Here is a 17,621-nt window from a genome sequence, read left to right as displayed (position 1 = left end):
ATTCATACTCCTAAACATGTGTATAACGATGTGCATAGCTGTGGAAAAGGTGGGGACCTGTCCACAAAAGCACATAAACCCAATCTAATCTTATTCTAACGTAAAAGAGGATAATTTTCAATGTCAAATGTGAAAATCCACAACTTTTCCAATAAGTTATCCACAACTTATCCACGATTTGGGGATAAGTTGATAATTGCGGGTGGAAAACATGTGAATACCCACATAACAAGATGTACGCCAGGAACGGACATGAAAAATACAACAGGTTGTGTCCGCGAAGGATGGACAGGTCGGGCAGAGAGGCTGAAATCAGGCGGGCAGCAGGAGAGATGCTGAGAAAAATTTCTTTTGTGTATAGGAAGAAAAAATGCAGGGCACGGAATACCGGGAGAAGAAATCTGTAAAATGGAAAAATTGGAAAATGCAGGAAAACAGTTTGACTCTGAGACGATGACACTGTATAATGCAAGTCGTGACTATATTGCATTGTATCTCGCAAGAGAACAGTAGCAGGAGGAATTGAAAAATGAAAATTGAAAAGAAAGTTCTGGACATGTCCCTCGCCGGGATCTTTACCGCGATCATCATCGCCATGTCGGTCGTACCGTTTCTCGGTTACATCCCGTTAGGCTTTATGAATGCGACGATCATTCACGTCCCGGTCATCATCGGAGCGATCATTCTCGGACCGAAGTACGGCGCTTACTTAGGACTGGTATTTGGTGTGACCAGCCTCGTAAAAGCGACCATTACCCCTGGTGTGACCTCCTTCGTATTCAGCCCGTTCGTTACGATCGGCGGATACAGCGGAAACATGTGGAGCGCCGTGATCGCGATCGTGCCGCGTGTATGCATCGGCATCGTTGCTTATTATGTATATAAGCTGATCATGAAGGTCGCTCACGGGATCAAAGGCAGCCAGACCGTTGCCCTCTGGGTGGCTGGTATTGCAGGAGGTATGACAAACACACTGCTTGTCATGAATGGAATCTACATCTTCTTCGGACAGAGCTATGCCGCAGCGTCCAACAAAGCAGTCGAGCACATCTACGATGTGATCCTCGGGATCATCCTCGGATTTGGAGTTCCGGAGGCGATCGTTGCCGGTATTCTTACAACAGCGATCACGAAGGTCCTGTTTAAGATCATGAAAAACAACGGCTGATCGTGAGCCGGAAGAGTGTGCATCGCAGCAAATAGAGAGCTGCAGCTTCTATATAATAATGAAGAGATACTAAATATAGTGACATAAAATCGAAACATACATTTTATGGGGGATGGCGAAAAGCTGTCCCCCTTTTTGGATGACGGAGAGAGAAAGACGGGCGTTTGTATGAGGACTCTCCGGAAAGCCGGAATGTGGATAACAGGCGGAAAAATTACAAAGATATGAGTCGGAAATCCCCATGATTTAAGGATTTTTTTGAAATTTGGTCTTGACGAAGGACGGCAATTTTTATATAATCGATACGATGCTTCAATATGTCTTAGTTTATATGTACATGAGAAGGTACTTGAATTTATAGTAAGAGGAGGTGCCGGGTTTATGAAGATGACATTTCAGCCGAAGAACACTCAGAGAAAAAGAGTTCATGGTTTCAGAGCGAGAATGGCAACAGCAGGTGGCAGAAAAGTTTTAGCTGCCAGAAGAGCAAAAGGTAGAGCTAGATTATCTGCTTAATGAACCAAGAGAGTATCCGGAAGTTTAGGAAAACTTTTGGATACTCTTTTTTGTTATTCAGAGAGGTATTGAATGAAAAGGTTCAATTCGTTAAAGAAAAATCAGGACTTCCAGACGGTTTACCGCGGTGGAAAGTCCTACGCAAACAAATATCTGGTCATGTACGTGATGGATTCGGGACGGGAGGACACGAGGATCGGCATTTCCGCCAGCAAAAAGGTTGGAAACAGCGTCGTGAGACATCGGTTCGCGAGACTTGTCCGTGAAAGTTTCCGGTTAAATAAGGACATATTAGAAGACGGCAAAGACATCATCGTTGTCGCGCGGGTCGCGGCAAAAGACAAAAATTTCGACAAGATTGAGAGTGCATTTCTGCACTTATGCGGGCTTCATAACATTTTAAAAGAATCGAAGTGAGTGGTTTATGAAATGGGTACTGATTGGTCTGATCAAGATTTACAGGAAGTTTATCTCTCCCTGTATCGGCCCTCACTGTATTTATACGCCGACCTGCTCCCAGTACGCCATGGAAGCGATCAAGAAATACGGCGCTATAAAAGGTACTTATCTTGCTTGCAGGCGGATTCTGCGATGTCACCCGTTTGCAAAAGGCGGTTATGATCCAGTCCCGTAGAAAACCCCAGGAGGTAAGATATGGTTTTGACGAAGGCTGGTTCCATTCTGGGACCGATCGCGACTGTCCTTGGCTATGTCATGGACATCCTCTTCAGATTTACAAGCAGCTTCGGCGTGTTTAATGTAGGTCTGTGCATTATTCTGTTTACGATCGTAATGAAAACACTGATGATACCGCTGACGATCAAACAGCAGAAAACCACAAAACTCATGTCTGTCATGAATCCGGAGATCCAGGCGATCCAGAAGAAGTATAAAGGAAAGTCGGATCAGGAGTCCATGCAGCGTCAGAACGTGGAGATTCAGGCTGTTTACGAGAAGTACGGCACAAGCATGACAGGCGGATGCCTTCCACTGCTGATCCAGATGCCGATCCTTCTTGCACTGTACCGTGTCATCTACAATATTCCGGCATACGTTCCGTCTGTCCGCGTTTATTTCGACAACGTTGTCACTCCGTTGATGGGACAGGCTGACTATGCTCAGAAGTTACAGGAAATCACAAATATCGCAACCGCCTGCGGCGGAAAATTAGACAAGTTTGATTTCACAAATGCAAACCGTCTTGTAGACATGCTCTATAAATTCTCCACATCCCAGTGGGGAGAGCTTCAGGCACTGTTCCCGGCAATCTCTGATGCGATCGGCCAGAATGCTGCTGTTGTCGAGAGAATGAACACGTTCCTCGGTTTAAATATGGCAGAGGCGCCGGGCTGGGTACCGTCCTTCGCATGGATCATCCCGGTTCTTGCGGCAGTGTCCCAGTGGTTCAGCACAAAGCTCATGAGTGGAAATCAGCCGTCCACATCCGCAGATGCAGAGAATCCGATGGCCCAGTCCATGAAGACTATGACAACGACAATGCCGTTATTCTCCGCGTTCATCTGTATCACGATGCCGGCAGGTCTTGGTATCTACTGGATCGCGACCAGCGTTGTTACAATTATCCAGCAGCTCATCGTTAACGCGTACATGGATAAGGTAAACATCGACGATATGATCGCAAAGAACCTGGAAAAGGTAAATAAGAAACGTGCAAAACAGGGACTTCCGCCGGCTAAGGTAACTCAGAACGCTACCGCATCCTTAAAGGCTATCAAGGCTGAGGAGGAGAAGGAAAAAGCTGCTGAGGAAGTTAAGAAGGAAAAGATCGCGAAACAGATCGAGGAGTCCAGCAAGTACTACAACACCAACGCGAAACCGGGAAGTCTCGCTTCCAAGGCAGCGATGGTCCAGAAGTACAATGAGGCACATGACAAGCGAAAATAATAAGGGGGTTCTGTTATGGAAATGATTACAGTGACTGCGAAAACTGTGGAAGATGCAATCACACAGGCATCCCTGCAGCTCGGTGTGAGCAGTGATCGGATTCAGTACGAGGTCGTGGAAAAAGGAAGTGCCGGAGTTCTTGGCGGACTCTTTGGTTCCAAGCCGGCAGTGATCCGCGCGAAGAAGATCGAGACCGTTGACGATAAGGCCGTAGATTTCCTGAATTCCGTTTTCGACGCAATGGGTCTTGCTGTTGACGTGGAAGTGAAAATGAATGAAGAGGAAAAGGAGATGGATGTCAATCTGACCGGCGAGGAGATGGGACTTCTCATCGGTAAGAGAGGGCAGACACTCGATTCCCTTCAGTATCTTGTAAGCCTTGTTGTAAATAAGGAATCTGAGGACTACTTAAGAGTTAAGCTGGATACCGAAAATTACAGAGAGAGAAGAAAAGAAACACTGGAGACTCTCGCAAAGAATATTGCTTACAAAGTAAAACGGACAAGACGTCCGGTTTCCTTAGAGCCGATGAACCCGTACGAAAGACGGATCATTCACTCTGCACTTCAGAACGATAAATACGTATTCACAAAGAGCGAAGGTGAGGATCCGTTCCGTCATGTTGTGATCGCATTAAAGAAGGAAGAGCGCAGGGAGAGAAGACCGAGATACGAGAGACGCGAGAGAACATCCGCTTACGAAAATACTCGTCGTGAGCAGGAATAAAACAAGCATATCGGAATGAAAGAGGGGTTGCCTATGGCAGCCCCTTTGTGCTATGATAGGGTGACAAATTGTGTGAATTCCCGTGCATTTTGGAAACCGAATTGCGGCAGGATCAGATGATAGAAGTTCTGCTTCCAAAATGTGCGGAACAGGAAAAATTGCGATGCTGTCTGTCTGGAATATGAAACAGGCAGCAGGAATATCAGGATGGAGATTATGGAATATACAGATACGATTGCAGCGATCGCGACGGCGATGGGAAATTCCGGGATCGGGATCGTGCGGATCAGCGGTGAGAATGCGGTGGAAATTGCGGAAAAAGTGTTCCGCGCCCCGGGAAAGAAGAAGCTCTCGGAAGCTGCGAGTCACACGATTCATTACGGATATGTTTATGATGGAGATGAGACGATCGATGAGGTCCTTCTGATGCTCATGAGAGGACCGAGAAGCTATACGGCAGAAGATACCGTTGAGATCGACTGTCATGGCGGAATGCTCGTCACAAGACGGATCCTGGAGACAGTCTTAAAGGCTGGAGCGAGACTTGCCGAGCCGGGAGAATTCACAAAACGCGCCTTCTTGAACGGCAGGATCGATCTCTCACAGGCGGAGGCCGTCATCGACGTGATCAACGCGAAAAATGAATATGCGCTGCAGTCATCTGTCAGCCAGCTTCGCGGAAGCGTGTCGAAGGAGATCCATGAGATCCGGGATCAGATCATCTACGAGATCGCCTTTATCGAGTCGGCGCTCGATGACCCGGAGCATATTTCCCTGGACGGATACGGGGAGAAGCTCCTCGGCGTGGTCCTTTCCGTGAAGAAAAAACTGGAAAAACTGATCCGTTCCTCCTCAAACGGACGTGTGGTCTCAGAGGGCGTGAAGACGGTTATCCTGGGGAAGCCGAATGCCGGAAAATCGTCGCTGATGAACGTTTTAGTCGGTGAGGACCGCGCGATCGTGACGGATGTGGCAGGAACCACGAGAGATATTCTGGAGGAACATATCTACCTTCAGGGGATCAGCTTAAATGTTGTGGATACGGCCGGGATCCGGGACACGGAGGATGTGGTCGAAAAGATCGGTGTCTCCCGCGCGATGGAAGAGGCAAAGAAGGCCGATCTGATCATCTACGTCGTGGATGGATCGAGAGAGCTGGATGAGAATGATTATCAGATCATGGACTTCATAAATGACCGGAAAGCCGTTGTCCTCTTAAATAAGAGCGACCTGGAACCGGTCGTGTCCGCGAAAGAAGTGGAAGAGCGGTCGGGACATAAGGTGATCGGGATCTCCGCAAAGGAGGAGACCGGAATTGACCTTCTGGAAGAGGAGATAAAGGCTTTATTCTATGAAGGTGAGATCGACTTCAACGACCAGGTCATGATCACGAATGTGCGCCATGTGAGGGCTCTAAAGGATGCTTTTGATAGCATGTCCATGGTTGAGAAAAGTATTGAGAACGGCATGCCGGAGGATTTCTATTCGATCGATCTGATGGATGCGTATGAGAAGCTGGGACTCATCGTCGGGGAATCCGTGGAGGATGATCTGGTGAACGAGATCTTCAGCAAATTCTGTATGGGAAAATAGAAAAGAGGAAATAAAATGCCGGTAGTAGAGGAGACATATGATATTGTAGTTGTCGGTGCGGGCCATGCGGGATGCGAGGCGGCACTTGCGGCAGCGAGACTTGGATTTGAGACGATCATGTTCACGGTCAGCGTGGACAGCATCGCTCTGATGCCGTGCAACCCGAACGTCGGAGGAAGTTCCAAGGGACATCTTGTCCGTGAGCTGGATGCCCTCGGCGGAGAGATGGGAAAAAATATCGATAAAACATTTATCCAGTCAAAGATGTTAAACGAGTCAAAGGGGCCGGCGGTCCATTCCCTGCGCGCCCAGGCGGATAAGCAGGAGTATACGAGATCCATGCGCCGCGTCCTTGAAAACACGGACCACCTGACGATCCGCCAGGCCGAGGTGGCTGAGATCCTGACGGAGGAGATCCCGGGAGAATACGGGACCTTTAAAGAGGAACACGGAGAAAACGGGCAGCAGGAGAGCAGCTATCCGGTGAAAAAGAGGATCATCGGCGTGAAAACGTATTCCGGCGCGATCTATAAGTGCCGCGCGGTCGTTCTTGCAACCGGCGTATATCTCCGCGCGAGATGCATCTACGGGGATGTCAGCAATCCGACAGGACCGAACGGTCTGCAGGCGGCCAACCATCTGACAGACTCCTTAAAGGCAAACGGGATCGAGATGTACCGCTTTAAGACAGGAACTCCGGCGAGAGCAGATAAGAGAAGTATCGATTTTTCGAAGATGGAAGAGCAGTTCGGAGACAAGCGCGTCGTTCCGTTCTCCTTCTCCACGGATCCGGAGTCGGTGCAGAAAGACCAGATTTCCTGCTGGCTGACCTACACAAATGAGAAGACTCATGAGATCATCCGGAACAACCTGGACCGTTCGCCGTTATTCTCCGGTGCGATCGAAGGAACGGGACCGAGATACTGCCCGTCGATCGAGGATAAGGTTGTAAAATTCCCGGATAAGGAGCGCCATCAGGTGTTCGTAGAGCCGGAGGGACTCTACACGAACGAGATGTATCTCGGCGGAATGTCGAGTTCTCTTCCGGAGGATGTCCAGTATGCGATGTACCGGACTGTTCCGGGGCTTGAAAATGTCAAAATTGTTCGAAATGCATATGCAATTGAGTATGATTGCATCAACCCGAGACAGTTAAAAGCGTCTCTCGAATTTAAAAATATCGATGGATTATTCTCCGGCGGCCAGTTTAACGGAAGCTCCGGATACGAGGAAGCTGCCGTTCAGGGCTTCATGGCCGGCGTCAACGCGGCGAGAAAGCTGCAGGAGAAGAGTGCAGTGGTCCTTGACCGTTCCCAGGCGTATATCGGGGTTCTGATCGATGATCTTGTCACGAAAGAGAACCATGAGCCGTACCGTATGATGACATCGAGAGCAGAATATCGTCTGCTCCTTCGCCAGGACAATGCGGACCTCAGACTTCGTGGGATCGGACATGAGATCGGCCTTGTGTCGGATGAGCAGTATGAATACGTGGTATGGAAAGAAAAAGCCATCGAGGAGGAGATCGCCCGTCTGGAAAAGGCGACGATCGGAGCGAACGAGAAAGTTCAGAAGTTCCTTGAGGCACATGGAAGTACAACATTAAAATCCGGAAGCACACTCGCAGAACTCATTAAGAGACCGGAACTGAATTATGAGATGCTGGCGGAACTCGACGAGAAGAGACCGGAACTTCCGGCTGATGTGCGGGAACAGGTTGACATAAATCTGAAATATGACGGATATATCCGCAGACAGAAGCAGCAGGTAGCTCAGTTCAAGAAGCTGGAAGGAAGAAAAATCCCGGCGGATCTCGACTATACGACGGTGAACAGCCTTCGAAGAGAGGCAGTCCAGAAACTGAATCTCTACAAACCTGAGAATATCGGCCAGGCGTCCAGAATTTCCGGTGTGTCTCCGGCTGATATTTCCGTGCTGATGGTACATCTGGAGCAGATGGGGAGAAAGTAATAACATGACAGATGAATTTGTAAAATTATTGGATCAGGGCTGCGTGGATCTCGGAGTGACGCTTTCGGATCAGCAGAAAGAGCAGTTTTTCAAGTATTATGAGATGCTGATCGAGAAGAATAAAGTGATGAATCTCACGGCGATCACGGAGCTTTCAGATGTGATCACAAAGCATTTCGTGGACAGTCTGCTCCTTGTTCTTGCTGCACCTGAGCTTGGATTAAAACTGGATGCGTCATCGAAATACAGCTGTATCGATGTGGGAACCGGAGCGGGATTTCCGGGAATCCCGTTAAAGATCGCATTTCCTGGCCTTAAGATCACACTCTTGGATTCCTTAAATAAGAGAGTCGGATTCTTAAATGAAGTGATCGAGGCACTGGGACTTACTGATATCACAGCAGTCCACGGCCGCGCCGAGGATTACGGCCGCGACCCGAAATACAGGGAACAGTTTGATCTCTGCGTATCCCGTGCGGTTGCGAATATGTCCACACTTTCCGAATACTGCATTCCGTTCGTGAAAAAAGGCGGCTATTTTATTCCGTATAAATCGGGGAAAGCTGACGAGGAGATCGAACAGGCGAAATCTGCGGTAAAAAAACTCGGCGGAGAACTGAAAGAAGTGATCGTAAAAGTTCTTCCGGAGACAGATGTGGAACGCACCTTTGTCCCGGTCAAGAAGATGGCAGTCACTGCAAAGAAATATCCGAGAAAGGCGGGACTTCCGGGGAAGGAACCGTTGAAGTAACGATTATTGATAAAAAACAAGCGCTGATCCTGATTTACACAGGACCGGCGCTTTGTTTTTATTTATGGGCAGGAATGTTTCACGTGAAACATTTGGGATATTTTTGATAAATGTCATCAGTTGAAAAACATCTGAATGATCGAGCTGACCTCCTCTGGCTTTTCAATCTGCGGAAGATGTTTTGTGTTGGCAATCGTGCTGGACTCGATCGCTGGGTTGCACTTCGTATATTCTTTTGTGATCAGATCGATATCCGGCTCCGCTTCACCGCCGAGAATATAGATGCTGTTGTCGATCTTTTCCAGAGTTTTTGTGATGTTACATTTCGTGTAATTACACTGGACGCTGGCGTAGACAGACTTCGGAGAGTCGCCAAGATGGGCGGACTCATAATATTTGTCGAGGTTGTGCGGATTTACATCGTACGGATTGTAGAAGTAGTTCTCGGAGAATGTTTTGGAGATGATACTTCTCGCAGATGCAAAATTGTAGAGCAGAGTTCCGACGATCGGGAGATCGAGGATCAACTTGTAACATTTTGCAGATTTTCCCGGTATATGGCAGCAGGAGAGGAGTGAGTCCGGATTGATGAACATCATCTGCTCAAAGAGATCCGGATTGTATCCGCAGGCCATTGTTGCGATCGGAGCGGAGGCACCGGTAGCGACAATATTTGTGCGGCGACCGATCTCAGACTTCACGAAATCGTTTAACAACTGCACATAGAGGAAGTTTGTATAAGTCAGGTTCGGTTTTTCGGAACGGCCACAGCCTAAAAGGTCGATCGTGTAAATGGTGTAATGTTCTTTTAAAAGCGGGATCAAAGAATCCCATTCACAGCCGCTGGATGCATGAGTCAGATCATGAACGAGAAGAAGTGGTTTTCCTGTTCCGGTCTTTGTATAGTAAATATTGCCAAGTCTCCAGCGATAGCAGCGTGGCTCCGGCTGAGCCAGAAGATTTCTTGAAACCGCGGACATCTTGATGTATTTGTTGATCAGCGCTGTTCCGACAGCCGCACCGGCAGAGAGAAGAACAGCAGTGATGATTCTGTTTTTTGCTTTCATAGTTCACCTCGAAATTGGATGATGGAATATCGAATAGAAACAGGAACTTTTGCGAGAGAAGAGCAGTGAATTCATACCGCTTTCCCGGGCTGTTCCATGGGTATATTATAATATAATTGGTGGGGAGATACAACAGGCGAAAGTATGAAATGTTTCTGAAGAAAATTGGCAGTTGTCTGAGAGAAAGATTTCAGATTAAAAGGCGGTAGTAGGAAGATTGGTGATATATTGGACTTAGGATAACAAGCGGGAATCCTCGGTTATTCAATTGCCGATGTAGTTCACAGAGGAATATCGAAATGAGGAAAAAAAGTTGTGCTTGATGGGAAATACATAGAAAGAAAATGGCGATGTTCCACGTGAAACATCAGAGCGAAAAAATCGGAAGAGCAGATTGTTTCACATGAAACATTTTAATAAAAAACGAGTTGAGAGCGAAATATAATGTTCCATGTGAAACATCTAAAAGAAAACGTATATGAACAAGAAAACCGGTTTATGTGAAAAACGGAAGATGGAAAGTGTTAGTAAACGTATATATAGAGCGGAAATGTTCCACGTGAAACATCTGAGAGAAAATGCACATGAAAAAGAAAATGGTTTACGGATAAGTACAAAAAGAAAACATTGATGGGAAGAAAAATTGTTCCACGTGAAACATTTAAGAAAAGACACTGAAGTTTTGTAAAAGTATGAAAGAAGCTTAGAAAAGTACTATAAGAGAAAAATGAAAGGAAAGCACTAAAAATAAATGGATAAGCCATGATACTTTATGTGAGACATGGAGCATCAAAAAGTAAACATAGAAATAAGATCTTGAACGCAGATAAGCATTCCCCCGCTTCAAGTGCGCGGAGCACTAAGCGGTGGGTGAGTGGGATGCTTCTGTCAGTGGGAGTTGAAAGCTCCCACTGACAGATCGCGAAGCGACTGCGTTCATGAGCAAGTAGCGAAGCGGATTGCGAATGTCCGCTTTACAAGAAAAAGGAAAGCGAGCTGTAAATTGAAGTATATGTTTCACGTGAAACATATACTGCGATGGATACGTTATAAACATTGTATAACAAAGCACTAACGCACGATCAGAAGCTGTGCGGCTATGCCTTGTAGGAATTGCAAAAATGTTTCACGTGAAACATTTTTAATTTTATAGGGTAAATCAATAGGAAAATAGGGGAAATTGTGTTATACTAAGTTTCGCTAAAGTTTTGAATATAAATAGTAACGATAAAAATAGGTAGAGCTGACCTGCGGAAAGGATAGAGGTATGGGACGTATTATTGCAATTACAAATCAAAAGGGTGGTGTCGGAAAGACGACAACCGCGATCAATTTGTCGGCCTGCCTGGCTGAAGCAGGACAGAGAGTGCTGACTGTGGACTTTGATCCGCAGGGAAATACAACAAGCGGACTTGGATTGGAAAAAGGAAATATTGACAATACTGTATATGAACTCCTGATGGGAGAATGCACGGTGGAAGAGTGCATCAATCCGAGCGTTCAGGAACGTCTTGATGTAATGCCATCGGATGTGGATCTTGCAGGAGCGGAGATCGAACTCCTTGATATGGAGGAAAAGGAATGCATCCTGAAGAAAAATCTGGAGCTATTAAATGGTAAGTATGATTTTATCATTATCGACTGCCCGCCGTCTCTGAACCTTCTGACGATCAATGCGTTGACAGCAGCCAATACGGTACTTGTCCCGATCCAATGTGAATATTATGCACTGGAAGGATTAAGCCAGGTGTTGAAAACAGTAAATCTTGTTCAGAAAAAACTAAATCCGGCGCTGGAAGTAGAGGGCGTTGTATTTACGATGTATGACTCGAGAACAAATCTGTCTCTGGAAGTCGTAGAGAATGTAAAAGAACATCTGAATGAAAATATCTACAAGACGATCATTCCGAGAAACGTCAGACTGGCGGAGGCACCGAGCTATGGTATGCCGATCAATCTCTATGACAGCCGGTCATCAGGCGCGGAGAGCTACAGACTTTTAGCAGCGGAAGTCATCAGCAGAGGAGAAGAGATATAATGGCAAAGCGTGGATTAGGAAAGGGACTTGGCGCTTTTTTTGGAGAAGAGGTTGCAAATACGAAAGAAACTTCTGGAGAAAAAGTAAGCAGAAGTGAAAGAAAAGAACAGTTAATGGGAAAAACGGCTGAGAAAAAGCCGGAAAATACAGCTAAGAATACAGAAAAAGGAGGGATAGCCGGAAACGGAGATGCGGGAAAGAGTAGCGTGGTGAAGGACCAGGAAAACCAGGGAAAGAATAAAAATGGTGTTTCCGGAAATGCGCCGTCCGCAAACGGACAGAAGGCAAATGAACCAATCATCATCGAAAAGATCGTAGAAAAACCGGTAGAAAAGATCGTTGAGAAGATCGTCGAGAAACCAGTCGAGAAGATCGTAGAAAAGATCGTCGAGAAGCCAGTTGAAAAAATCGTTGAGAAAGTGGTTGAAAAGCCGGTTGAGAAGATCGTAGAAAAACCTGTCGAGCAGACCTTAAAACTCAATCTGATCGAGCCGAACAGCGAGCAGCCGCGAAAGAATTTTGACGAAGAAAGTCTTCAGGAACTGGCTGATTCCATCAAACAGTATGGAATTCTACAGCCGCTGATCGTCCAGAAAAAGGGTAGTCACTACGAGATCATCGCCGGTGAGCGCCGCTGGCGCGCGGCAAAGCTTGCAGGGATCACGGATGTTCCGGTACTGATCCGCGAGTATGACAAACAGCAGACGATGGAGATCGCCCTGATCGAGAATGTCCAGCGTGCGGATTTAAACCCGATCGAGGAAGCACAGGCTTTCCAACAGCTGATCCAGGAGTTTCATCTGACTCAGGAGGAGATCGCGAATCGCGTTTCCAAGAACCGTGCGACGATCACAAACAGCATGCGTCTGTTGAAACTTGATTCCAGAGTGCAGGATATGCTGGCGGAAGGAAAAATTTCCAGCGGACATGCGAGAGCACTTTTAGGACTTGAGGACAGAGAACGTCAGTACCAGGTTGCAGTGAAGATCGTTGAAGAGAAATTAAGCGTCCGTGACGTGGAAAAACTTGTCAAGATGATGAACCGCCCGCCGAAGGAAAAGAAACCGGAAAAAGGACCGGATATTGATCTGATCTACCGTCAGGTTGAGGACAAATTAAAATCCATCATGGGAACCAAGGTTGTCATCAATCAGAAGGATAAAAATAAGGGAAGAATCGAGATCGAGTATTACTCCCAGGAAGAGCTAGAGAGACTGATCGAACTCATGGAATCTTTAAAATCATAAAAGCACAGACATAAACGGAAGGACAGAAAACAGAATATGGAAAACAGTATGTTATACAATCTTCCCATTGATCCAATGGCGCTGATCGTAGGATTTTCAATCCTGTCAGTGGCGTTGCTGATCGTGGTGATCATCTGTATTGTGAAGCTCAATAAACTGTACCGCAGATATGACATGTTCATGCGCGGAAAAGACGCGGAGACACTGGAAGATACGATCATGGACATCATGGACGAGATGGAAGAACTTCAGGAAAAAGACCGGGTGAGCCGGGATGCGATGAAGCAGCTTTCAAAGCAGATCAAGTCCTCATTCCAGAAATTCGGATACGTCAAGTACAACGCGTTTAAGGGCATGGGCGGAAATCTGAGCTTTGTCATCGCAATGCTGGATAACAACAACAGCGGTTTCGTACTGGACGTCGTTCACAGCCGTGAAGGCTGCTATATCTACTTAAAAGAGGTAGAGGAAGGAGCGACGGAAGTTCTCCTCGGCGGAGAGGAACAGGAGGCGCTGGAGCAGGCCCTGGGATATGTAAAACGTCCGACGATGGATGAACGGATCGCCCAGAAAGAGAAGGCTGTAGCCGGAAAGAAGAAAGAGAGAAAAGGTGGTTCCGGTGAGCAGGATATCGAGGTTCCGAGCAGCGAGCGGAAGAAGAGCGAGCGCATGAAAGAGCTGAGAAGACGTCAGGCAGAGCGCCGTGAAGATGAAGAAGAACGTGTAAAACGGTATGCGGACGCATACGATGTGGAAGAGGTCGAGATCCAGACAGATACCATCGAGGATTACGATGCACTGCCGGACGATCCCGATGGCGAGGATAAAGGAGATTATTGATCCATATGCATAAATTTTTACGTGCAGCTGGTTTCAGCATGTATACAAAGAAAAAAGATATTGAAAAGCTTCTGGATCTGCTGGAACGGCAGCCGTCGATGACGAAGTGTGTCCAGGTCGATGAGGACAGCAATGTCTGCGAAATGCGGACGGAAGTGGCCCCGGGACTTGGCATCTCGATCGTCGGGGAACTGAATGATGATGGAGACTTCGAGCGGGAATTTTACTTCCCGTATCTGGAGGGCAACATTGTCGGATCAACGGAAGAGTGTTCAGTCCAGCGGCATACGGAGAAAGAGACATACTCCGGAATGGTGGACGAGAATAAAGTCGGCATTACACTGATCTTTTATATCCAAAATTTCCTGGAATTCCGGGAAAAAATGCTGGATAAAGAGCATCACTCAAAGATCGGATCCGTCTGCTTTTCCGGTATGTCCATCGGAGGAAAGATCCTTCTTCCGATCAAAAAAAGTCAGAAACAGATCCAGAAGGCGAAGGTTGCAGCAAAAGACCGCAGCAGTCTGATCGAGGCCGCAAAGAACGGGGACGAGGAAGCGATGGAGACGCTGACGATCGAGGATATTGATCTCTACTCACAGATCTCCAGAAGAGCGATGAAAGAGGATCTCTACTCCATTATCGACTCCTGCTTTATGCCGTGTGGCGTGGAGTGTGATCAGTATTCTATTATTGGAGAAATTAAAGAAGTCGAGAAAGTACGAAATATTTATACAAAAGAAGAAATTTATCGCATGAAGATCGAGAGCCATGACCTGGAGTTTGTGATCTGTATCAATAGTAAAGATCTCTTAGGAGAACCCCAGCCCGGACGCCGGTTCAAAGGGCAGATCTGGATGCAGGGAACCTTAAAGCTGGAACCGTATCGTGCGAAACAGAGTCAAAAATAGGAAAGTTTTCTAGGCAGCAGAAAGAGCTTTGTATGACCTTATTTTAACCAACAACAGCAAGAATTCTCCCACCTCTATAGGTGGTAAGATGAATTGCCAATGGAAAACTTAATGGCAGTGGTGGGCGGAGAGAAATCGGTATCCCCCACTGACACGAAGCAAATCACAGTCAGTCTCCGTTAAATTACCGACTGTGGATTGAAACAATGAAATAAAACTTGAAGAAATACTTCTCTAAAAGTTGCGATTCCTTGACTTTCCGGCTTCTGTTTGGTAAGATATATATCGTAGTTTTTTAGACTGCATGTCTCTGTAGCTCAGTAGTATAGAGCGTTCGTCTCCTAAGGTTGTGTTACAACGGTCACCTCAAAAAAACTAAATAAGGGATTGTAGTTCGACCTTGGTCGGGCTATAATCATATATCAGACACGTCCATATAGCTCAGCTGGATAGAGCACACGCCTCCTAAGCGTGGGGTCGGAGGTTCAAATCCTCTTATGGACGCCAGCTAACAACGCCGAAAGCCTCTGTTTTCAAGGGGTTTCGGCTTTTCTTATATAAAAAGCTGCGAAAAAGCTCGTTCACTGTATGAGATAAAATTCTACTCCAAAATTTGATTTTTGACAAGCACTCCAGAATCGAACGGTTGTTATAAGACAAAATCGCCAGCTAATTTTTAGCAGAAAACGGGCTGTTCTTGCTAATGAAAATGCCCTTCCTGCTAATCAGCCCCAAAATCGTGCCAAAAATCCAGCTAATCAAAAAAGGCGGATGTTTTGAGTACCATGCTGTTATAGCAGATGAAATTGAATATCGTTATATACATAGAGCGTCTATTTGCCCCGTATTGGGGATGGATGATCTCTACATCAGAATTATCTCAGGAACTAAGTGTTCCATCCAGTTATATTCCAAAAATAACAAAAAAATTAAAACAAGCAGGAATCATAAAAGCCTGTGAAGGGATAAAGGGTGGATATCAGATTGCAAAACAGCCAGAGAATATATCTTTAAGGGATGTGATATCGTGTACAGAATCCACCATGGCAATTAGCAGGTGCCTGGAAAAAGAGGGAGGTTGCTCCAAAAATTATATAGCCTGGGAAACCCGGAGATGGCGGCGTTGCTGACGAGTCTGGCGAAGAGCTTGAAAGCTGAATAAAAATATAATAATGGAAATAGAACAGAGTCTACTGGCATTAGGAGAAATCCAGATGTGGGTGGACTTTTTGGCTGACTTGAAAAAGTAAATTCCAGTGTAAAAGTAAATTCCACCGCTCTTTTAAAAGTTGCTTATAATCTAGTGATTTTTAAGAAGAAAAGCGGAATCTATGCTATAATACAAGTAATCTATGGCGAAATTTTCTGTTTTTCTGTATGGCAAACAAGCTGCTGGAGGTCGGTGTGCACGACTAAATTCCACCAGCCACATTTGAAAAATGTGAAAAGTTTACTTCCAGTCTGACAGCAGATTTCTTCATGGGTTAGTGGTTATAGCGGATCAGCTTAGGTGTTAAGATGACTTTGTCAGGGTCAATACGCCTAAGCTGAAACGCTTTTAAGACGTCTTCCCCAAAAGCCTCCAGGGCGGCATCATACGGTGTACGCCCATTCAAACTCTCCCGCGGTGTTGAGTTGATGTGGCTGGTGATTAGATTCACATCCCATTGAGTCAGGAATTCAAAGGTAGTTCGTTTCGGCAGTATCATGCGGAGCATGGTGTGTGCCTGTTCAATGCCGCCTTTCTGTCCGCTTCTCATGGGATCACAGTAATAAATGTTGGTTCTCTGGATACCGGTAACACCGGTTTCGAGAGAATCAGGATCACCGAATTCAGCGCCTCTGTCGGTGAGGATATATTCAAACAGAGTCAGGAAATCGAAGGTACCAAAACGCTTTTCTAAACGGTCCAAAACGAGTCGTACAGATCCTTCCGTATTCCGGTTCATGAGGAACGCAAGAAACAGCTTTTCCCTTGTAAAAAAGAAGGTAAGCAGTGTTTTAGAGGAACCAACAGCGGAGTGGACGGTGTCCATCTCTACAAAAGATTCCAGGTGCAACTGTTGAAAATCAGCGTAAGTTCTGCCATTAAAGACACGGCGGTCAGATATCTGTGATTTATGGACTTTTCTGGGTTTAAACTTCACTTTACGTTTCAGATCAACGTTTCTGGCAGTCAGAAGTCCCATATCAAGGTAGTTGTAAACGCTGCGGACGGAAAGATTCAATTCCGGATGGTTTGCAACGATCTGGTAAGGAGACTGGCCCTGATCGATCAGAGGAGTGATGATCTTATCCTTTTTGTGGAGTTCCTGTCTGGTCATAGCGATTCCGGACCTGGAATCCTTGAGACACTCCCGGTATTTCCGATCAGCGAACCTGGCATTGTAGGTATATTTGTGGGCAATCGTACAATGATTGATCTTTTTACTGCATCCATTGCAGACGTAGGGAGCCCGATCAAGTTTGCTGCAGCATTCTTTTTGAAAATCCGGACAGGTCTGGTTACAGGTGGGACAGGAAGCACATTTAACGCCGCAAAGAAGGATCTTATTGCAGGCATTCGTTTTCTTACAACGGAAACGCTTGGTACAGAAGTTCTTCGCATTAAGAAAAGTCCCTTTGTGAAACCAATCGGAGGCTCTTCTGGCCTTCACTTCTTTTGAAATCGTAGTAGGGTCCTTACAGAGAAAGCGGGCAATATCTTTAAAGGATGTACCCTTATCCAGTTCATTCTGGATATAGATACGATCCTCTATGGTGAGATGCTTCTGGTTGCCTGGGATATATTTACTCATAGTCAAACTCCTTCTACTGCTGTCAGAAGGACGATTAAAGTATCATATCAGTATGCATGAGTAAATATCAACTGTGCAAGAGTAAACTCC

The 17,621-nt window shown here is 46.2% G+C and carries 16 protein-coding genes and 1 tRNA gene; 15 read left to right on the top strand and 2 right to left on the bottom strand.

Translation table 11 applies throughout. The features are described from left to right. The first annotated feature begins 529 nt into the window (after positions 1-529). The 9 genes from ACXMYH_RS16305 (at position 530) to rsmG (ending at position 8,630) form a co-directional block, all read left to right on the top strand. Positions 530-1,168: an ECF transporter S component gene (locus ACXMYH_RS16305; protein ID WP_118533375.1), complete on the top strand. Its 639-nt coding sequence runs from the start codon at positions 530-532 to the stop codon at positions 1,166-1,168. A gap of 381 nt (positions 1,169-1,549) precedes the next feature. Beyond that, positions 1,550-1,684 (top strand): 50S ribosomal protein L34, encoded by a 135-nt coding sequence (gene rpmH, locus ACXMYH_RS16300; protein ID WP_015552758.1) that lies wholly within the window; start codon positions 1,550-1,552, stop codon positions 1,682-1,684. A 72-nt stretch (positions 1,685-1,756) separates the two neighbouring features. Continuing rightward, positions 1,757-2,101 (top strand): ribonuclease P protein component, encoded by a 345-nt coding sequence (gene rnpA / locus ACXMYH_RS16295; RefSeq protein ID WP_118297693.1) that lies wholly within the window; start codon positions 1,757-1,759, stop codon positions 2,099-2,101. A 7-nt stretch (positions 2,102-2,108) separates the two neighbouring features. Further along, on the top strand, positions 2,109-2,318 hold the full coding sequence (gene yidD / locus ACXMYH_RS16290) for a membrane protein insertion efficiency factor YidD (RefSeq protein WP_118297692.1): 210 nt from the start codon (positions 2,109-2,111) through the stop codon (positions 2,316-2,318). Positions 2,319-2,338: 20 nt separating this feature from the next. After that, positions 2,339-3,589 carry a YidC/Oxa1 family membrane protein insertase gene (locus ACXMYH_RS16285; protein ID WP_486555244.1) on the top strand — a complete coding sequence of 417 codons (1,251 nt, stop codon included), beginning with the start codon at positions 2,339-2,341 and terminating at the stop codon, positions 3,587-3,589. A 15-nt stretch (positions 3,590-3,604) separates the two neighbouring features. Continuing rightward, positions 3,605-4,315, top strand: coding sequence for an RNA-binding cell elongation regulator Jag/EloR (jag, locus tag ACXMYH_RS16280; protein ID WP_118533365.1), 711 nt, complete (start codon positions 3,605-3,607; stop codon positions 4,313-4,315). 216 nt (positions 4,316-4,531) lie between these two features. Next, positions 4,532-5,908, top strand: a complete 1,377-nt coding sequence (mnmE, locus tag ACXMYH_RS16275; RefSeq protein ID WP_329752365.1) for a tRNA uridine-5-carboxymethylaminomethyl(34) synthesis GTPase MnmE — start codon at positions 4,532-4,534, stop codon at positions 5,906-5,908. A gap of 15 nt (positions 5,909-5,923) precedes the next feature. Then, positions 5,924-7,879 carry a tRNA uridine-5-carboxymethylaminomethyl(34) synthesis enzyme MnmG gene (gene mnmG / locus ACXMYH_RS16270; RefSeq protein WP_118728622.1) on the top strand — a complete coding sequence of 652 codons (1,956 nt, stop codon included), beginning with the start codon at positions 5,924-5,926 and terminating at the stop codon, positions 7,877-7,879. 4 nt (positions 7,880-7,883) lie between these two features. After that, the gene (gene rsmG, locus ACXMYH_RS16265) at positions 7,884-8,630 is read left to right on the top strand and encodes a 16S rRNA (guanine(527)-N(7))-methyltransferase RsmG (protein ID WP_215702789.1); all 747 of its coding nucleotides are present in this window, start codon (positions 7,884-7,886) and stop codon (positions 8,628-8,630) included. A 116-nt stretch (positions 8,631-8,746) separates the two neighbouring features. Here the strand turns inward: rsmG and ACXMYH_RS16260 are convergent, their stop codons facing one another. Continuing rightward, positions 8,747-9,697, bottom strand: coding sequence for an alpha/beta fold hydrolase (locus tag ACXMYH_RS16260; protein ID WP_118533359.1), 951 nt, complete (start codon positions 9,695-9,697; stop codon positions 8,747-8,749). 1,267 nt (positions 9,698-10,964) lie between these two features. Here ACXMYH_RS16260 and ACXMYH_RS16255 point away from each other — a divergent pair. From ACXMYH_RS16255 to ACXMYH_RS16230, 6 genes are all read left to right on the top strand, one after another. Next, positions 10,965-11,735, top strand: coding sequence for a ParA family protein (locus ACXMYH_RS16255; protein ID WP_118322272.1), 771 nt, complete (start codon positions 10,965-10,967; stop codon positions 11,733-11,735). Then, entirely contained in the window at positions 11,735-12,982 is a 1,248-nt protein-coding gene (locus tag ACXMYH_RS16250; protein WP_486555243.1) for a ParB/RepB/Spo0J family partition protein, read from the top strand. Before ACXMYH_RS16255 ends, ACXMYH_RS16250 begins: the two co-directional genes overlap by 1 nt. Before the next feature lie 48 nt (positions 12,983-13,030). Beyond that, the gene (locus ACXMYH_RS16245) at positions 13,031-13,822 is read left to right on the top strand and encodes a DUF4446 family protein (RefSeq protein WP_486555242.1); all 792 of its coding nucleotides are present in this window, start codon (positions 13,031-13,033) and stop codon (positions 13,820-13,822) included. A gap of 5 nt (positions 13,823-13,827) precedes the next feature. Continuing rightward, positions 13,828-14,733 carry a DUF3881 family protein gene (locus tag ACXMYH_RS16240; protein WP_486555241.1) on the top strand — a complete coding sequence of 302 codons (906 nt, stop codon included), beginning with the start codon at positions 13,828-13,830 and terminating at the stop codon, positions 14,731-14,733. A gap of 430 nt (positions 14,734-15,163) precedes the next feature. Beyond that, positions 15,164-15,240, top strand: a tRNA-Arg gene (locus ACXMYH_RS16235). A 299-nt stretch (positions 15,241-15,539) separates the two neighbouring features. Beyond that, entirely contained in the window at positions 15,540-15,863 is a 324-nt protein-coding gene (locus ACXMYH_RS16230; protein ID WP_243022391.1) for an RrF2 family transcriptional regulator, read from the top strand. 354 nt (positions 15,864-16,217) lie between these two features. Here the strand turns inward: ACXMYH_RS16230 and ACXMYH_RS16225 are convergent, their stop codons facing one another. After that, on the bottom strand, positions 16,218-17,531 hold the full coding sequence (locus tag ACXMYH_RS16225) for an IS30 family transposase (RefSeq protein WP_486555106.1): 1,314 nt from the start codon (positions 17,529-17,531) through the stop codon (positions 16,218-16,220). Positions 17,532-17,621: the final 90 nt, after the last annotated feature.

The sequence above is a fragment of the Pilosibacter sp. NGB245 genome, assembly GCF_057397225.1.
Note: the sequence above shows the minus strand (reverse complement) of the source record. Positions and strands in the feature narration are given on the sequence as shown.